At 70.2% G+C, this 16,218-nt stretch carries 17 protein-coding genes and 3 tRNA genes; 12 read left to right on the forward strand and 8 right to left on the reverse strand.

The genetic code is table 11. The annotated features are described in order from the left end of the window. Positions 1-5 precede the first annotated feature (5 nt). Positions 6-443, reverse strand: coding sequence for an Lrp/AsnC family transcriptional regulator (locus DEJ29_RS00805; RefSeq protein ID WP_017887694.1), 438 nt, complete (start codon positions 441-443; stop codon positions 6-8). 245 nt (positions 444-688) lie between these two features. Between DEJ29_RS00805 and ddaH the strand changes: the two genes are divergently transcribed. Both ddaH and rocD read left to right on the forward strand, forming a co-directional pair. Further along, entirely contained in the window at positions 689-1,597 is a 909-nt protein-coding gene (gene ddaH, locus DEJ29_RS00810) for a dimethylargininase (RefSeq protein WP_071245287.1), read from the forward strand. Beyond that, positions 1,597-2,826: an ornithine--oxo-acid transaminase gene (gene rocD / locus DEJ29_RS00815; protein WP_111095592.1), complete on the forward strand. Its 1,230-nt coding sequence runs from the start codon at positions 1,597-1,599 to the stop codon at positions 2,824-2,826. Before ddaH ends, rocD begins: the two co-directional genes overlap by 1 nt. Before the next feature lie 73 nt (positions 2,827-2,899). Here rocD and DEJ29_RS00820 read toward each other — a convergent pair whose 3' ends face one another. From DEJ29_RS00820 to DEJ29_RS00830, 3 genes are all read right to left on the reverse strand, one after another. Next, the gene (locus DEJ29_RS00820) at positions 2,900-3,892 is read right to left on the reverse strand and encodes an NAD-dependent epimerase/dehydratase family protein (RefSeq protein ID WP_111095593.1); all 993 of its coding nucleotides are present in this window, start codon (positions 3,890-3,892) and stop codon (positions 2,900-2,902) included. 58 nt (positions 3,893-3,950) lie between these two features. Beyond that, complete coding sequence (locus tag DEJ29_RS00825) at positions 3,951-4,133, reverse strand: hypothetical protein (RefSeq protein ID WP_111095594.1); 183 nt, start codon at positions 4,131-4,133, stop codon at positions 3,951-3,953. Positions 4,134-4,261: 128 nt separating this feature from the next. After that, positions 4,262-4,579, reverse strand: coding sequence for a hypothetical protein (locus DEJ29_RS00830; protein WP_146248375.1), 318 nt, complete (start codon positions 4,577-4,579; stop codon positions 4,262-4,264). Between the two features lie 243 nt (positions 4,580-4,822). On the opposite strand from DEJ29_RS00830, the gene DEJ29_RS00835 reads away from it, so the two are divergent. Further along, positions 4,823-5,833 (forward strand): aldo/keto reductase family protein, encoded by a 1,011-nt coding sequence (locus DEJ29_RS00835; RefSeq protein ID WP_071404504.1) that lies wholly within the window; start codon positions 4,823-4,825, stop codon positions 5,831-5,833. A 140-nt stretch (positions 5,834-5,973) separates the two neighbouring features. Here the strand turns inward: DEJ29_RS00835 and DEJ29_RS00840 are convergent. The 3 genes from DEJ29_RS00840 to DEJ29_RS00850 all read right to left on the reverse strand — a co-directional run bounded on the left by DEJ29_RS00840 (position 5,974) and on the right by DEJ29_RS00850 (position 6,250). Further along, positions 5,974-6,046 (reverse strand) — tRNA-Phe (locus tag DEJ29_RS00840). A 1-nt stretch (position 6,047) separates the two neighbouring features. Further along, positions 6,048-6,124, reverse strand: a tRNA-Asp gene (locus tag DEJ29_RS00845). A 53-nt stretch (positions 6,125-6,177) separates the two neighbouring features. Next, a tRNA-Glu gene (locus tag DEJ29_RS00850) sits at positions 6,178-6,250 on the reverse strand. A 258-nt stretch (positions 6,251-6,508) separates the two neighbouring features. On the opposite strand from DEJ29_RS00850, the gene DEJ29_RS00855 reads away from it, so the two are divergent. After that, complete coding sequence (locus DEJ29_RS00855; protein WP_111095596.1) at positions 6,509-7,786, forward strand: M23 family metallopeptidase; 1,278 nt, start codon at positions 6,509-6,511, stop codon at positions 7,784-7,786. Between the two features lie 34 nt (positions 7,787-7,820). After that, positions 7,821-9,281, forward strand: coding sequence for a C40 family peptidase (locus DEJ29_RS00860; protein WP_284173976.1), 1,461 nt, complete (start codon positions 7,821-7,823; stop codon positions 9,279-9,281). A gap of 234 nt (positions 9,282-9,515) precedes the next feature. Here the strand turns inward: DEJ29_RS00860 and DEJ29_RS00865 are convergent, their stop codons facing one another. Continuing rightward, positions 9,516-10,007, reverse strand: a complete 492-nt coding sequence (locus DEJ29_RS00865; protein WP_027467055.1) for an inorganic diphosphatase — start codon at positions 10,005-10,007, stop codon at positions 9,516-9,518. A 64-nt stretch (positions 10,008-10,071) separates the two neighbouring features. Between DEJ29_RS00865 and tilS the strand changes: the two genes are divergently transcribed. From tilS to DEJ29_RS00900, 7 genes are all read left to right on the forward strand, one after another. Then, positions 10,072-11,091, forward strand: a complete 1,020-nt coding sequence (gene tilS / locus DEJ29_RS00870; protein WP_110863571.1) for a tRNA lysidine(34) synthetase TilS — start codon at positions 10,072-10,074, stop codon at positions 11,089-11,091. Between the two features lie 9 nt (positions 11,092-11,100). Continuing rightward, positions 11,101-11,652 (forward strand): hypoxanthine phosphoribosyltransferase, encoded by a 552-nt coding sequence (gene hpt / locus DEJ29_RS00875; RefSeq protein ID WP_017887686.1) that lies wholly within the window; start codon positions 11,101-11,103, stop codon positions 11,650-11,652. A 158-nt stretch (positions 11,653-11,810) separates the two neighbouring features. Beyond that, a complete protein-coding gene (gene ftsH / locus DEJ29_RS00880) occupies positions 11,811-13,799 on the forward strand; it encodes an ATP-dependent zinc metalloprotease FtsH (RefSeq protein ID WP_027467057.1) in 1,989 nt (662 codons plus the stop codon). 6 nt (positions 13,800-13,805) lie between these two features. Beyond that, complete coding sequence (folP, locus tag DEJ29_RS00885) at positions 13,806-14,774, forward strand: dihydropteroate synthase (RefSeq protein ID WP_173032459.1); 969 nt, start codon at positions 13,806-13,808, stop codon at positions 14,772-14,774. Continuing rightward, positions 14,771-15,160, forward strand: a complete 390-nt coding sequence (folB, locus tag DEJ29_RS00890) for a dihydroneopterin aldolase (protein ID WP_214550217.1) — start codon at positions 14,771-14,773, stop codon at positions 15,158-15,160. The genes folP and folB overlap by 4 nt, the downstream gene beginning before the upstream one ends. Further along, positions 15,157-15,711, forward strand: coding sequence for a 2-amino-4-hydroxy-6-hydroxymethyldihydropteridine diphosphokinase (folK, locus tag DEJ29_RS00895; protein ID WP_111096122.1), 555 nt, complete (start codon positions 15,157-15,159; stop codon positions 15,709-15,711). Before folB ends, folK begins: the two co-directional genes overlap by 4 nt. After that, positions 15,708-16,199 (forward strand): DUF3180 domain-containing protein, encoded by a 492-nt coding sequence (locus tag DEJ29_RS00900; RefSeq protein WP_071404509.1) that lies wholly within the window; start codon positions 15,708-15,710, stop codon positions 16,197-16,199. The genes folK and DEJ29_RS00900 overlap by 4 nt, the downstream gene beginning before the upstream one ends. Positions 16,200-16,218: the final 19 nt, after the last annotated feature.

Here is a 16,218-nt window from a genome sequence, read left to right on the forward strand (position 1 = left end):
GGACGTTACGCGGTCTCTCGACTGACGAGCTTGGAGAGCACGATCGCGGAGCGGGTGTGGTCGACCTGGGGTGCGAGGCGGACCTTGTCGAGCGCCTCCTCGAGCGCGGACAGGTCCTTCGAGCGCATGTGCACGACGGCGTCGGCGCTGCCGGTGACCGTGCCGGCGTCGATGACCTCGGGGACGGTGTCGAGCAGGGCACGCAGCTCGTCGGGCGAGACGGTGCCGCGGCAGTAGAGCTCGACCCAGGCCTCGGTGCCGCGGTCCTCGACGGCGGGGTCGACCTTGATCGTGAAGCCCTGGATGACGCCGTCACCGACCAGCCGGTCGACACGGCGCTTGACGGCCGAGGCCGAGAGTCCGACCACCGACCCGATGTCGCCGTAGCCGGCGCGGGCGTTGTCCCGGAGCTGATCCAGGATGCGGTGGTCGAGCGTATCCATTTGTCCCCATCGTACGCGGACTTGTTGCGAGGCTGGTGGGTCTCGCGCACGAAACGTGCGTCACCCGAACGGGTGTCACGGTCCCGCAGGCGGGGGACTGCACTCCGTGGACGGTGTGTGGAAAGATCGACACGGCGTCGACCTGGTCCGCTGCGGTGAGTGAGCCTGCATCTCACCGGAGCTCTTCTCCTCGTTCCGTTTCGGTTCCTGGCAGGCTCGGGCCCCGGTCCCTTCCAGGAGGACTGATGTCGAACACCGCACCCGCCCCCGAGTCCGTCGCCACCCCGGCCCGTGTCGCCACCAAGCGCACGATCCTGATGTGCAAGCCGGACTTCTACACCGTGAGCTACCGGATCAACCCGTGGATGCACCCGGAGGAGCCGACCGACACGTCGAAGGCCGTCGAGCAGTGGGAGTCGCTCGTCGCCGTCTACGAGCAGCTCGGCTTCGACATCTCGTACATCGACCCGATCGACGGCCTGCCGGACATGGTCTACGCGGCCAACGGCGGGTTCGTCCTCGACGGCATCGCGTACGGCGCGAAGTTCCAGTACCCGGAGCGCCAGCCCGAGGGCCCCGCGTACATGGACTGGTTCCGCCAGGCCGGTCTGACCGTCGCCGAGCCGGAGCAGACCAACGAGGGCGAGGGTGACTTCCTGCTCATCGGGGACACGATCTTCGCCGGCACCGGCTTCCGGTCGGACAGCACCTCGCACGACGAGCTCGCGAAGATCTACGGCCGAGAGGTCGTCACGCTCAAGCTCATCAACCCGAGCTTCTACCACCTCGACACCGCCATCGCCGTGCTCGACCCCGAGCCCGCCGTCGACGGGACGAGCAACATCGCGTACCTGGAGAGCGCCTTCGACGAGCCGTCGCTGGCGATCCTGCGCGAGCGCTTCCCGGACGCGATCATCGCCACCGAGGAGGACGCCGCGATCCTCGGCCTGAACTCCTACTCCGACGGGTACAACGTCGTGATCGCCGCCCGGGCTGTTCGGTTCGCCGAGCAGCTGCGCGAGAAGGGCTACAACCCGATCGGCGTCGACCTGTCCGAGCTGCTGCTCGGCGGTGGCGGCGTGAAGTGCTGCACGCTCGACCTGCACCCGGTCGGCACCGGCACCTCGGTCGCGCGTTCGCTCGGGGTCAGCTGATGTCGGCGGCAGCGTCGCTCGGGGTCAACACCGCGGCGGCGCTCGCCGTCGAGGACCGCGCCCTCGCGCACAACTACCGCCCGCTGCCCGTCGTCATCGCGTCGGGTGCCGGAGCGACCGTCACCGACGTCGACGGCAAGCAGTACCTGGACGGCCTCGCCGCGTACTCGGCGGTGAACTTCGGCCACGGCAACCCGCGGCTGCTCGATGCCGCACGGGCGCAGCTCGACCGCGTGACGCTCACGAGCCGCGCGTTCGTGAACGACCAGCTCGGGCCGTTCGCCGCAGCACTGGCTGCGTTGACGGAGACCGAGATGGTCCTGCCGATGAACACCGGTGCCGAGGCCGTCGAGTCCGCGATCAAGGTGTCCCGCGCCTGGGGCTACCGGGTCAAGGGCGTGCCGGCCGAGCGGGCGACGATCATCGTCGCGTCCGGGAACTTCCACGGGCGCACCACGACGATCATCTCGTTCTCGGACGACCCCTCGGCCCACGATGACTTCGGGCCGTTCACGCCGGGCTTCCGCACGGTGCCGTACGGCGATGCTGCGGCTCTGCGCGAGGCGATGGACGAGACCGTCGTCGCCGTGCTGCTCGAGCCGATCCAGGGCGAGGGCGGCGTGGTCATCCCGCCGGAGTCCTACCTTCCTGACGTCCGCGCGGTCTGCGACGAGTTCGGTGCGCTGTTCATCGCCGATGAGATCCAGTCCGGCCTCGGTCGCACGGGGCACACGCTCGCGGTGCAGCGCGTCGGGGTGCGTCCCGACCTGATCACACTCGGCAAGGCCCTCGGTGGCGGCATCGTGCCGGTGTCCGCGGTGGTGGGCTCGCGCGATGTCCTGGGCGTCCTGCGCCCCGGCGAGCACGGATCGACCTTCGGCGGCAACCCGCTCGCCGCAGCCGTCGGTGCCGAGGTCGTGGCGATGCTCGGTGAGGGCACGTTCCAGCAGCGGGCACTCGACGGCGAACCGCTGTTGCGCGGGCTGCTCGACGACCTGCTCGGCAAGGGTGTCGTCTCGCACCGGGTCGCCGGACTCTGGGCGGGGATCGACATCGACCCCGCGCTCGGCACCGGCAAGGCGATCTCGAAGGACCTCGCCGACCGCGGGCTCCTGGTGAAGGACACCCACGGGTCGACGATCCGCTTCGCGCCGCCCCTGGTCGTCACCGACGACGAGGTGCGCTTCGCGATCGGAACCCTGGCGGACGTGCTCGCCGCGCGCGCCTGACGCGGGCGTTTCGTGAGCAGAAATGGTCGGGTCGCCACACGGCACCCGACCATTTCTGCTCACCAAGTGCGGCTCACACCGCCCAGCGCGCCGCCAGCTCGTCCATCAGGGCATCGAGCCGCTCGTCGACGGCCTGCTCCTCGGGGTGCGCCTCGTACCAGGCGATGACCTCGCGCACACCCTGCCGGTAGGTCGTGCGCGGCCGGTACCACGGCACGAGCGACCGGACCTTGCTGTTGTCGAACACCGAGCTGTTCGCCTTGTCGCCGAGCAGCGCCGCGCCCCACTCGGGGTCGACGGCGTTGATCGCGTCCGCCGGCACGTGCACGATCCGCAGGTCCTCGACCCCGGCCGCCGCCGCGATCTCGTGCGCGATGGCGTTCCACGTCGGGGCCTCATCGCTCGTGATCGTGAAGGGCTCACCGATCGCCTCGGCCCGGTCGAGCAGCCCCGTGAACCCGACCGCGAAGTCGCGACTGTGCGTCAGGGTCCACAGCGAGGTGCCGTCGCCGGTGATGATGACCGGCTTGCCGGCACGCATCCGAGCGACCGCGGTCCAGCCGCCGGTCAGCGGCAGCTTCGTCTCGTCGTAGGTGTGCGACGGCCGCACGATCGTCACCGGGAAGTCCTGCTCCCGGTACGCCTCCATCAGCAGCTCCTCGCACGCGATCTTGTCGCGCGAGTACTGCCAGTACGGGTTCTTCAGCGGCGTCGACTCGGTGATCGGCAGGTGCGTTGCCGGCGTCTGGTACGCCGAGGCCGAGCTGATGAACACGTACTGCCGCGTCCGCCCCGCGAAGAAGTCGACGTCGGCCTGCACCTGGTCCGGCGTGAAGGCGATCCAGTTCACGACCACGTCGAAGCGCTGGTCGCCGAGTGCGTCCGCCAGTGTGCTGCGGTCCGACGCGTCGGCCTGGAGGCGCGTCACACCCTCCGGGATCGGCCTGCCCCCGGTGGTCCCCCGGTTGAGCACGGTCACGTCGAACCCCTGCTCGACGGCTTCCCGGACGCAGGCGGCGCTGATGACGCCGCTCCCGCCGATGAACAACACGCTCGCTCCGGTCATGGATGCTCCCTCGCTCTCCGCGGCGCAGCCCTGCGCCGAACCCCTCCGATCCTGCCCCTCAGATGCTGGGTCGGGCACCGAGCACCGTGCCGAGCATCGTCACGTCCTGTGCCCAAGCCGCGGCGCCGGGGTGGATCCATCCGAGCAGTTCGATCGCGTAATCGTGGTCCCGCCGAAGATCACGCCCATGGATCGGCTCGTGGTGCGCGGCGCGGTTCCGCACGAAGTGCAGCTGCTGCATACGTGTCCGAACCTCGCGCTGGCGAGTCAGCGCATCCGCCGGGCCGTGTGGGAACGCGCGGTGGAGTGCCGGTGTCCACAGGGCCGTCAGGTAACGAGACTCGAACAGTTACCGCCAGAACCCGAAGCTCAGTTCGGCGACGACTCGCCCGTGCACTTCTGCTCGTTTCCCCCTCGCGTGGCACGTCGTCGCGCGACGACCAGATCGTTCTTGCCTTGGGTGTCGAGGGGAACGACGTCGAGCCAGGATGAGCCGGGGTGACGAGCAGTTGCCCAAGCGCGGAGCTGCACGTCTGCGGCGTTGCGCACCACGATCTCGACCGCCCCGGTCAGCTCCATCACGGCAGCTGCAGCTCGCATGTTCCATTCGTAGAGCCCGACAGCGCGTGCGTCGTCGGGCACAGCGTGGAAGGAGGAACGAAGGCGTTCCCGGGTCAGCAGGTCCACGACGTCCGCCGGCTCCACGCGACCTCCAGTTGACATCGAACGCTCGCCCCGTAAACTCATATATCGAAGACCCCGGAACGATCACTGGCTCAGGCCACATCGCCGGGGTTTCGTCTTTGCCGACCGTTTCTGAAACATCATCGTACAGCGCCGCGCCGCCTTGCCGAGTGCGCGCCGACGACGTCGGACTACCGTCACGGTTCGGGTCGCACCGACGCGCCCCACGACAGGAGTGACACGCACATGGAGTACCGCTACCTCGGCAACTCGGGCCTCAAGGTCTCCGAGATCACCTACGGCAACTGGCTCACCCACGCATCCCAGGTCGAGAACGACGCGGCGATCGCCTGCGTCAAGGCAGCCCTCGAGGTCGGCATCTCGACGTTCGACACCGCCGACGTCTACGCCAACACCGGCGCGGAGACGGTCCTCGGCGAAGCGCTCAAGGGGGAGCGGCGCCAGTCCCTCGAGATCGCCACGAAGGTGTTCGGGCCGACCGGTCCGAAGGGCCACAACGACACCGGACTGTCCCGCAAGCACATCCTCGAGTCGATCGACGGCTCGCTGCAGCGGCTGCAGACGGACTACGTCGACCTGTACCAGGCGCACCGTTACGACCACGAGACCCCGCTCGAAGAGACGATGCAGGCCTTCGCGGACATCGTGCGTCAGGGCAAGGTCCTGTACGTCGGCGTCAGCGAGTGGACCGCGGACCAGCTGCGGGCCGGCGCTGCGCTCGCGAAGGACCTCGGCTTCCAGCTCATCTCGAACCAGCCGCAGTACTCGGCGCTGTGGCGGGTCATCGAGGACGAGGTCGTCCCCACCTCGAAGGAACTCGGCATCTCGCAGATCGTCTGGTCGCCGATCGCCCAGGGTGTGCTCACCGGCAAGTACAAGCCGGGTCAGCCGCTGCCCGAGGGCTCCCGCGCGACCGACGACAAGGGCGGCGCGGACATGATCAAGCGGTTCATGCGCGACGAGGTGCTGTCCTCGGTGCAGGAGCTGCAGCCGGTCGCCGACGAGCTGAACCTGTCGATGGCGCAGCTCGCGGTCGCCTGGGTCCTGCAGAACGAGAACGTCGCCTCGGCGATCATCGGTGCCTCGCGTCCGGAGCAGGTGCACGACAACGCGGGCGCTGCCGGCGTCACGATCCCGGCAGAGCTCATGTCACGGATCGACGATGCCCTGGGCGCGGTGGTCGAGCGCGACCCGGCGAAGACGAACGACAGCAGCCCGAAGACCCGCGAGGCGTAGGCAGTCCGCAAAACACCGGTGTTCGCCCGTTGAACACGCGCATGCCGCGGCTCGATGCGCGAACACCGGTGTTTTGCGAGCAGGTCACACCGGCCAGACAACGGAAAAGGCCCCCTGCCGAAGCAGGGGGCCTTTACCGGTGGCTGGACACGGCATCGATCCGTGGACCTTTCGATTTTCAGTCGAACGCTCTACCAACTGAGCTATCCAGCCGTGGCGACCCTGACGGGACTTGAACCCGCGACCTCCGCCGTGACAGGGCGGCACGCTAACCAGCTGCGCTACAGGGCCATATTGAATTGCTGTGGTGTTGTTCAGTACTACTTGCTCGCTCACTCAAGGAGTGACCCCAACGGGATTCGAACCCGTGCTGCCGCCGTGAAAGGGCGGTGTCCTAGGCCACTAAACGATAGGGCCGCAAGCAGTGCATCGCGCTACCGATGGACAAGCATACGGATGCCCCCCGGGTTTCACAAATCCGACCCCGCCAACCGTGCATCCCCGGCGTGTCGCGCCGTCAGCGCACGGATCTCCGATGCTGTCGGTGCGAGCATCGTCGGCGGCCGCACCCCTCGTCCGAGGGGCTGTCGAGCCTGCGACCCCTGTTGTTACTGTTGCACCTGTTAACAGTGTTACGTGCGTGAGCCTTGCCGCGCTGTTACGAAATCGAGATACATGTCGACCTCCACTCCCTTCTCCCTCCGCTCCCGCAGCCGCCTGATCGCCGCCGCGGTCGCCGTCGCGCTCACAGCCGGCACGCTCGCGGTCCTCGCCCCGGCGTCGTCCGCCAGCGCCGCGAGCTACCCGAGCTGGGACGAGGTGCAGCGGGCGAAGTCGTCGACCAGTGCCCAGCAGGCCAAGGTCAGCGAGATCAAGTCGCTCATCTCATCGCTGAAGAGCGAGGCCGCTGCCAAGCAGAAGGCCGCACAGGCCGCGGGCGAGGCGTACCAGGCCGCGCAGAACAAGTACGACGAGGCGACGCTCAAGCAGAAGAAGTTCCAGTCGCAGGCCGATGAGGCCAAGCAGACCGCCGCACGGTCCGAGGAGCAGGCCGGTCAGCTCGCCGCCCAGCTCGGTCGCACCAGCGGTGACGACGTGACGACGGACATCCTCACGCACCCGTCCGACTCCGGCGACCTGCTCTACGAGCTCGGCGCCATGTCGAAGCTCAGCGAGCAGTCCGAGGGCATCTACGCGCAGGCCTCGCAGGACCGCGGTGTGGCCCAGGGCCTCGCCGACAAGGCGGACCGCGCCAAGCAGGCCCTCGGGGACCTGGCCGACGCCGCACAGTCGAAGATGCAGCAGGCCCAGGGTGCCGCCGACGCCGCACAGACCGCGGTGGACGCCCAGAACGACAACGAGGCCCGGCTCGAGGCGCAGCTGACCGCGCTCACCTCGAAGCAGCGCGGCGTCGAGGCCGACTACCGCAAGGGCGTCGCTGCCGAGAAGGCCCGCCAGGCCCGCCTCGCAGCAGCCGCCGCGAAGGCAGCAGCCAAGGCCGCGGCGACCAGCCAGGGCGGCACCGGTGGCGGCAGCGCCAACCCGGCCGGGTGGGTCCGACCCGCCGGCGGGTTCCAGACCAGCCCGTACGGCTACCGCGTCGACCCCTACACGCACGTCAGCGCCCTGCACGCGGGCGTCGACCTGGCCCCGGCGTGCTACGCCCCGATCTACGCGGCGCACGACGGCACCGTCACCTTCGCCGGCAACGGTGGCGGGTACGGCAACGAGGTCATCCTCGACAACGGCGGCGGCATCTCCACCGCGTACGGCCACGTCGTCGACGGCGGGATCATGGTCACCGCCGGACAGCACGTCACCGCCGGACAGCAGATCGCCAAGATCGGCTCGACCGGCTGGTCGACCGGGTGCCACCTCCACTTCGAGACCCGGATCAACGGCGCTGCCGTCGACCCGGTCCCCTTCATGGCAGCGCGGGGGATCTCGGTATGAGCATCAGCGCCACCAGAAGGCGTCGACCCACGTCATGACCACCTCCGCTCGCTCGTTCTCCTGCGGGATCGCGACCATCGCCGTGCTCGGGATCGGCCTGTCGGTCGTCATCGCCGGACCGGCCCAGGCCGCACCCTCGGGTCCGTCCTGGGACGACGTCAAGGCCGCCAAGTCGGATGCCGCCGACGCCCAGCAGACGGTCGACGAGCTGAGCGACCGGCTCGGCACGCTGCAGGACGCCGCCGACCAGGCCGGTGTCGCCGAGCAGCAGGCCGGGCAGGCGTACGCCCTCGCGGCGTCGCAGCAGCAGGAGGCGAAGGACACCCTCGCCGACCTGTCCGCGCAGTCGAAGCGTGCGAAGGCCCGGGCGGACGACTCGGCCGGTCAGGTCGCCGGGCTCGTGGTCGAGCTGTCCCGCACGGGCGGCGGTGACCTGTCGACGACCATGCTCATGGACTCGTCGGACTCGAAGGACCTGCTCTACCGCGTCGGCACGATGTCGCACCTGTCCGAGCGCTCCGCGACCGTCCTGGCCGAGGCACGCGCCGACCAGAAGACCGTCGAGTCCCTGGCCGCCCAGCAGTCCGCGGCCGAGAAGGCCCTGAGCAAGGCGACCGAGGCGACGAAGACCACCTTCGCGACGGCCAACGACGTGGCCGCGGGCGCCCAGGCCCGGGTGCAGAAGGAGCAGGACCAGCAGGCCGAGGTCCTGCGCCAGCTCGCGTACCTGAAGGGCACGAGCGTCGCGACGGAGACCGCGTACTGGAGTGCGCAGCAGGCGAAGGCCGCCGCGGCCGCCATCGCGAAGCAGACAAACGACGCCGGCACTGGGAACGGCTCCGGCACCGGGAACGCCACCGGCGGCGGCACGAGCGGTGGCAACACGGGCGGCACCGGCAGCACCGGCAGCACCGGCGGCGGGACCTCCACCCCGGCCGTCCCGAGCACGCCGTCCAAGCCCAGCACCCCGTCGAACCCCGGCACCCCCGCGAAGCCGAGCACCCCGAGCAAGCCGGCACCCGCGCCTGCTCCGGCCCCCGCCCCCGCCCCCGCCCCCGCTCCGGCGCCCGCCCCGGCCCCCGCTCCTGCCCCGAGCAGCCCCTCGAAGGCCGCCGGCGCGATCTCCTACGCCCGTGGGCAGCTCGGCAAGGCGTACCTCCTCGGTGGCGCCGGCCCGAACACCTGGGACTGCTCCGGGCTCGTGATGATGGCCTACAACTCGCAGGGCATCGCGACCGGCGGACACAACGTCGTCTGGCAGTACAACTACTTCAAGTCGATCGGCCGCCTCGTCCCGCTGTCCCAGCGCCAGCCCGGCGACATCCTGTTCTACTCGTCGAACGGCACGGCCTCGGGGGCGTACCACGACTCGATCGTGACGAGCTACGGCACCATGGTCGAGGCCGCCCGCCCCGGCGTCGGCGTCGTCGAGCGCGCCATCTGGCTGCCGAACCAGCTCATGCCGTACGTCGCCCGCCCGAGCGGTTCCCTGTAGCCCGCTCCCGGAGTGCCCGTTCTTTCCCAGAGCGGCTGCGGTACCAAGTGAGATCGGGCGTACCTGCACGGATCAACGCACCAGGTACGCCCGTTTCCACCCGGTACGCCCGTTCCACCAGGCGCGCCCACGCACGCCGCGCCCCCGCACGCCCCGCCCCGCGCGACAGCATCACCACAGAACGGCGCCCGCCCTCCGGAAGGAGAGCGGGCGCCGTTCGTCGTCAGGGGATCGTCAGTGCGAGCCGGGCACGTACGCGGCCTGACCGGCCTGCACGATGCGCTCGGCCTCGGCGGCGTCGCCCCAGCCCTCGGCCTTGACCCACTTGTTCGGCTCGAGGTCCTTGTAGCGCTCGAAGAAGTGCGCGATCTCGGCCTTCGTCTGCTCCGGCACGTCCGAGATGTCCTGGATGTGCGCCCAGCGCGGGTCCTTGGCGGGGACGACGAGGACCTTCTCGTCGTTGCCGGCCTCGTCGCTCATCTTGAAGACGCCGACGGGGCGGACCTTGACGCCGACGCCGGGGAACGTCGGGAACTCGAGCAGCAGCAGCGCGTCCACGGGGTCACCGTCGTCGGCCAGGGTCTTCTCGAAGAACCCGTAGTCGGTGGGGTAGACGAACGAGGTGAACAGCACGCGGTCGAGGTAGACGCGACCGGTCTCGTGGTCCACCTCGTACTTGTTGCGGCTGCCCTTGGGGATCTCGACGACGACGTCGTACGCGGCCATGTTGCGCTCCTGTGTCTGCTTCGGGGACTGTCGTGTGTTGCGAAAGCGCGGCTAACGTTACCGGGTGAACTCTCCGCGTCCCCGGCTCGACCCCGCCGTCGCCGAGACCCGCCTGGCGGTCCGCGACCTGCTCGCCGCAGCCGTCGACGACGGCGTGGTCGCAGCAGGCGACCTGGTCCTCGTCGCACTGAGCGGCGGACCGGACTCCCTCGCCCTGGCGGCGGCCACCGCGTTCGAAGCGGGCAAGCAGGGTCTGCGGGCCGGGGCAGTGGTCGTCGACCACGCGCTCCAGGCGGGCTCCGAGGCGGTCGCGAGCCGCGCCTCCCGGCAGGCATCCGAGCTGGGACTCGACCCGGTGACGGTCCGCAGGGTCACGGTCGGCTCCGACGGTGGTCCGGAAGGCGCCGCCCGGGAGGCCCGCCACGCGTCGATCGCCGAGGTCGCCGCCGCCACCGGGTCACCCCTGGTGCTGCTGGGCCACACCCTGGACGACCAGGCCGAGACGGTGCTGCTCGGCCTGCTGCGCGGCAGCGGGCCGGACAGCCTGTCCGGCATGCAACCGCTCGCCCGACGCGACGGCGGTCCGGCGTACGGCCGGCCGCTCCTGTCGGTCCGGCGCCACGTGACCCGGCAGGCGTGCGCCGCAGCGGGGCTGGCGCCGTGGCGCGACCCGCAGAACGACGACCCCGCGTACGCACGGGTGCGGGTGCGGAACACCCTGCTGCCGGTGCTCGAACGGGAGCTCGGTGCCGGGGTGCCCGAGGCCCTGGCCCGCACGGCCGACCAGCTGCGCGAGGACTCCGCGGCGCTGGACCACTTCGCCGAGGAGATCGCGGAGGACATCGCCGAGCACTCCGAGGCGGGCATCTCGCTGTCGGTGCGGGCGCTCGGGGCGAACCCGCCGGCGCTCCGGCAGCGACTCGTGCGCCTGGCGGTGGAGAGCGAGTTCGGGGTGACGTTGTCGCGCGTCCAGACGCTCGAGGTCTGCCGGCTGGTCACGGACTGGAGCGGACAGGGCCCGATCGACCTGCCGGGCGTCCGTGCCACGCGGACCGGCGACCGCATCGAGTTCAGCGCCGGTTAGGCTGGCGTGGTGGAACTCTCCGACGTCCAGGCAGACCTGTCCGAAGTGCTCTTCACCCCCGAGCAGATCGACGAGAAGCTCGCCGAGCTCGCGGCGGTCGTCGACGCCGACTACGCGGGCCGCGACCCGCTGCTCGTCGGGGTGCTCAAGGGTGCCGTCATGGTGATGGCGGACTTCTCGCGCCACCTCAAGATGCAGGCGCGGATGGACTGGATGGCGGTGTCGTCGTACGGCTCCGGCACGAAGTCGTCCGGCGTGGTGCGGATCCTCAAGGACCTCGACACCGACCTGCACGGGCGCGACGTCCTGATCGTCGAGGACATCATCGACTCCGGTCTGACCCTGTCGTGGCTCAAGCAAAACCTGCAGTCCCGTGGTGCCGCGAGCGTCGAGATCGTCGCCCTGCTGCGCAAGCCCGAGGCCGCCAAGGTCGAGGTCGACGTGAAGTACGTGGGCTTCGACATCCCCGACGCCTTCGTGGTCGGGTACGGCCTGGACTACGACGAGCGCTACCGCAACCTGCGCGGCGTCGGCGTCCTCGCTCCGCACGTCTACTCCTGACGGGCGGCCCGCCGCGCTCGGGCCGCACTCGGCCGACTCTGGCCCGGGGGTGAGTTCGCCCGCAGAGGACACCCATTCTCGCCACAGAATCGCGGCCGTATGCTGACCTGCACGCAACTTCGGCAGAGAAAGGTGTCGGGCACTCGCGCCCGGATCACATGAACTTCAAGCGCATCTTCCGCGGCCCGTACCTCTACGTGCTGATCGCGCTGGCGGGCATCTTCATCGGCTGGAGCGTCATCAGCCAGGGCAGCACGCAAGAGATCGACACCCAGAAGGGTCTCGAGCAGCTCTCCGATGACAAGGTCTCGTCCGCGACCATCAACTCCACCGAGCAGCGGGTCGACCTCGTCCTGAAGGACGGGGACAAGCAGGAGCAGTTCTACTACTCCACGCCCCGCGGCGAAGAGGTGGTGCAGGCCGTCAACGACGCCAACCTGCCGGACGGCTACAACGACCGCGTCGCCCAGGGCAACTGGTTCCTGTCGCTGCTCGGCATCCTGCTGCCGTTCCTGATCATCGGTGCCCTGTTCTGGTTCCTGCTCTCGAGCGCCCAGGGTGGCGGCTCGAAGGTCATGCAGTTCGGCAAGTCGAAGGCCAAGATCAACAACAAGGAGAACCCGCAGGTGTCGTTCGCCGACGTCGCGGGTGCCGACGAGGCGATCGAGGAACTGCACGAGATCAAGGAGTTCCTCAAGGAGCCCGCGAAGTTCCAGGCCGTCGGGGCGAAGATCCCGAAGGGCGTGCTGCTCTACGGCCCTCCCGGAACCGGCAAGACCCTGCTCGCCCGCGCCGTCGCGGGAGAAGCCGGCGTGCCGTTCTACTCGATCTCCGGTTCGGACTTCGTCGAGATGTTCGTCGGTGTCGGTGCGAGCCGTGTCCGTGACCTCTTCGAGCAGGCCAAGGCGAACTCGCCGGCCATCGTCTTCATCGACGAGATCGACGCCGTCGGTCGTCACCGTGGTGCCGGCATCGGCGGTGGCAACGACGAGCGCGAGCAGACGCTGAACCAGCTCCTGGTCGAGATGGACGGCTTCGACGGCAAGACGAACGTCATCCTCATCGCCGCGACGAACCGTCCCGACGTGCTCGACCCCGCGCTCCTGCGCCCCGGCCGTTTCGACCGCCAGATCGGCGTCGACGCCCCGGGCCTCGCCGGCCGCAAGCAGATCCTCGAGGTGCACGCGAAGGGCAAGCCGCTCGCCGCGAGCGTCGACCTCGAGCTGCTCGCCCGCAAGACGCCGGGCTTCACCGGTGCCGACCTGGCGAACGTCCTGAACGAGGCGGCCCTGCTGACCGCCCGTTCGAACGCGCAGCTCATCGACAACCGTGCCCTCGACGAGGCCGTCGACCGCGTGATGGCCGGCCCGCAGCGTCGCACCCGGATCATGTCCGACCAGGAACGCCTGATCACCGCGTACCACGAGGGCGGCCACGCCCTGGCGGCAGCGGCGATGCGGCACACCGACCCGGTCACGAAGATCACGATCCTGCCCCGCGGCCGTGCCCTCGGCTACACGATGGTGCTCCCGCTCGAGGACAAGTACTCGGTCACCCGCAACGAGCTCCTCGACCAGCTCACGTACGCCATGGGTGGTCGCGTCGCGGAGGAGATCGTGTTCCACGACCCGACCACGGGCGCCTCGAACGACATCGAGAAGGCCACCGGCACCGCCCGCAAGATGGTGACCGAGTACGGCATGAGCCAGGCCGTCGGGTCCGTCAAGCTCGGGTCCGGTTCGAGCGAGCCGTTCGTCGGCCGTGACATGAGCGGTGGCACCGGTCGCGACTACTCGGAGACCATCGCCCAGACGGTCGACGCCGAGACCCGCGCCCTGCTCGAGGCCGCGCACGACGAGGCCTACCAGGTGCTCAACGACAACCGCGACATCCTCGACCGCCTGGCCGGCGAGCTCCTCGAGAAGGAGACGCTCGACGCCCCGGAGCTCGTGGAGATCTTCAAGGACGTCCGCAAGCTGCCGGAGCGCCCGCAGTGGCTCTCCAGCGACAAGCGCCCGGTCAGCAACCTGCCCGCGATCGACGTGCCCGGCAAGGCCGCCTCGACCGCAGCGGACCCGTCGGACTCCGAGTCGACCTCGAAGACCCGTCGTCGCCCGTTCGGCAACCCGGGTATCGCCCCCGCGTAGGCCGGCATGACCGAGCTGCCGACGCGACGAGAGCGTCGACTCGCCGAGGTGAGTCGTGCCCGCGCCGCCGCCGCCGAACCGGCGACGGTCGCGATCGACCTCCGTGCACCCCAGCCGGTGCCCGAGGTCGTGACCGGCCGTCGCCGTGACCGCGGTGGTCCGGCCGAGGAGCGCACCCGGGTGCTCGGCATCCTCAACGTCACCCCCGACTCGTTCAGCGACGGCGGGCTGCACCAGGCCTACGACGCCGCCGTGCAGCACGCACGGGACCTCGTCGCCGCCGGTGCGGACGTCATCGACGTCGGTGGGGAGTCCACCCGCCCCGGTTCCGAGCGCGTGCCCGTGCCGGTCGAGCAGGAACGGGTGCTGCCGGTCGTGCAGCAGCTCGTGGCCGAAGGCATCCCGGTCAGCGTCGACACGATGAACGCCGCGACGGCCGAACGTGCCGTCGACCTCGGTGCCGCCATCGTCAACGACGTCTCCGGCGGGCTCGCCGACCCGGACATGGCCCGGGTGGTGGCGTCGACGGGCGTCGGCTTCGTCGTCATGCACTGGCGCGGCCACAGCGACCGGATGTACCGCAACGCCGAGTACACCCACGCGGTCGAGGAGGTCCGGCGTGAGGTCGAGCTCCGAGTCGCCGAACTCATCGTGCTCGGCGTCCGGCAGGAGCAGGTCGTCATCGACCCGGGCCTCGGCTTCGCCAAGCACGGCGTGCAGAACTGGGAGATCCTGGCCGGCTACGAGCGCTTCGCCTCGATCGGCCTGCCGGTGCTCGTCGCCGCCTCACGCAAGCGGTTCCTCGACGGTGTCGGGAGCCCCGAGGGTGCCCCGCCCAGGGAGCGCGACCTCGCCACCGCCGCCATCAGCCTGCTCGCCGCCGAACGCGGCGCGTGGGGTGTGCGCGTGCACGACCCGGCACCGACCCGTGCCGTGCTCGACGTCTGGGACGCCTGGAGGGCAGCTCGATCGTGAACGACACCATCCGACTCACCGGGGTCCGCGCCCGCGGACACCACGGCGTCTTCGACCACGAGCGCGAGGACGGCCAGGACTTCGTCGTCGACGTCGCCGTGGAGCTCGACGCCCGCGCCGCCTCGGGCAGCGACGACCTCGACGCCACCGTGCACTACGGCGTCCTCGCCGAGCAGGTCGTCGCCGAGATCGAACGCGACCCGGTCGACCTGATCGAGACCCTGGCCGAACGCATCGCCGCAGCCGTGCTCACCCACCGTGCCGCACTCGCGACCGAGGTCACGGTGCACAAGCCGCAGGCCCCGATCACCGTGCCGTTCACCGACGTCTCGATCACCATCCGGCGCTCCCGCGGCGCCACGGTGCCGGACGAGGAAGAAGAATGACCCACCGGGTCGTCGTCGCCCTCGGAGCGAACCTCGGCGACCGGGGGAGCACGCTCCGCGCCGCCGCCACCGCGATCGCCGCCCTGCCCGGGGTCGAGCCGGTGGCATCGAGCCGCGAGGTCGAGTCGGTCGCCGTGACCCTCGACGGCCTCGACACGTCGAAGCCCCGCTACCGGAACGCCGTCGTGGTCGTCGACACCGACCTCGAGCCGCAGGCCTTCCTCGACGCCCTGCACGGCATCGAGGACGCCCACGGCCGCGCGCGCGAGGTCCGGTGGGGCGACCGCACCCTGGACCTCGACGTCGTCGCCGTGGATGACCTGCGGATCGCCACGGACACCCTGGTCGTGCCCCACCCCCGGGCAGCGGAGCGCGCGTTCGTGCTCGCCCCGTGGCTCGACGCCGACCCCGAGGCCGTCCTGCCCGGTGCCGGACCGGTGGCCGACCTGCTCACCGCCGTGGGGGACGACACCGAGCGCGTCGACGAGCCGCGCCTGTTCGCTGAGCCGGCACGGGCCTCCAGGCCTGCGGGGAGCGCGACCAGCGCATGAAGCCCACCCGTGCCTCCACGCTGATCAGCATCGCCGTCGTGACGGTGGTCGCCGGCTTCGCACTCGACGCCGTCCTGGCGTCGCGCCAGCTGCCGACGTTCCTGTTCTCGATCCCGCTCGGCGTCACGCTCGCGTTCATCGGCGTCGCCGTCGTGCTCATGGCACGCCCGGTGCGCCGGCACGCGCGCGACGGCGCTGGACGCCAGCGGCCGGTCGACCCGCTCTACGCGACGCGGGTCGTCGTGCTCGCGAAGGCGTCCAGCATCTGCGGCACGCTGCTCGGCGGGTTCGCCCTCGGCCTCGTGCTGTACCTGCTGACCCGTTCCGCGACGCCTTCGCTAGGCTCGACCCTGCCGAACGTGATCGCCGTCGGGGGCGGGATCGTCCTGACGGTCTGCGCACTCGTGGCAGAGCGCATGTGCATCGCACCTCCGGGTGACGACGACGACCGTGACGATCCCCGCAACGGTTCGACGACCGTGAACTGACCGAGCAACCCCAGGAGGC

This window comes from Curtobacterium sp. MCPF17_021, from assembly GCF_003234605.2.
In the GTDB taxonomy this organism is placed as follows: domain Bacteria; phylum Actinomycetota; class Actinomycetes; order Actinomycetales; family Microbacteriaceae; genus Curtobacterium; species Curtobacterium flaccumfaciens.

Excerpts from the sequence above, each read along its gene's own strand:
- DEJ29_RS00835 (WP_071404504.1), top strand. The coding sequence starts at position 4,823 with ATGGAGTACCGCTACCTCGGCAACTCGGGCCTCAAGGTCTCCGAGATC.
- ftsH (WP_027467057.1), top strand. The coding sequence starts at position 11,811 with ATGAACTTCAAGCGCATCTTCCGCGGCCCGTACCTCTACGTGCTGATC.
- DEJ29_RS00805 (WP_017887694.1), bottom strand. The coding sequence starts at position 443 with ATGGATACGCTCGACCACCGCATCCTGGATCAGCTCCGGGACAACGCC.
- folK (WP_111096122.1), top strand. The coding sequence starts at position 15,157 with ATGACCCACCGGGTCGTCGTCGCCCTCGGAGCGAACCTCGGCGACCGG.
- DEJ29_RS00825 (WP_111095594.1), bottom strand. The coding sequence starts at position 4,133 with ATGCAGCAGCTGCACTTCGTGCGGAACCGCGCCGCGCACCACGAGCCG.
- DEJ29_RS00820 (WP_111095593.1), bottom strand. The coding sequence starts at position 3,892 with ATGACCGGAGCGAGCGTGTTGTTCATCGGCGGGAGCGGCGTCATCAGC.
- rocD (WP_111095592.1), top strand. The coding sequence starts at position 1,597 with ATGTCGGCGGCAGCGTCGCTCGGGGTCAACACCGCGGCGGCGCTCGCC.
- DEJ29_RS00900 (WP_071404509.1), top strand. The coding sequence starts at position 15,708 with ATGAAGCCCACCCGTGCCTCCACGCTGATCAGCATCGCCGTCGTGACG.
- DEJ29_RS00855 (WP_111095596.1), top strand. The coding sequence starts at position 6,509 with ATGTCGACCTCCACTCCCTTCTCCCTCCGCTCCCGCAGCCGCCTGATC.
- DEJ29_RS00860 (WP_284173976.1), top strand. The coding sequence starts at position 7,821 with ATGACCACCTCCGCTCGCTCGTTCTCCTGCGGGATCGCGACCATCGCC.
- ddaH (WP_071245287.1), top strand. The coding sequence starts at position 689 with ATGTCGAACACCGCACCCGCCCCCGAGTCCGTCGCCACCCCGGCCCGT.
- folP (WP_173032459.1), top strand. The coding sequence starts at position 13,806 with ATGACCGAGCTGCCGACGCGACGAGAGCGTCGACTCGCCGAGGTGAGT.
- DEJ29_RS00865 (WP_027467055.1), bottom strand. The coding sequence starts at position 10,007 with ATGGCCGCGTACGACGTCGTCGTCGAGATCCCCAAGGGCAGCCGCAAC.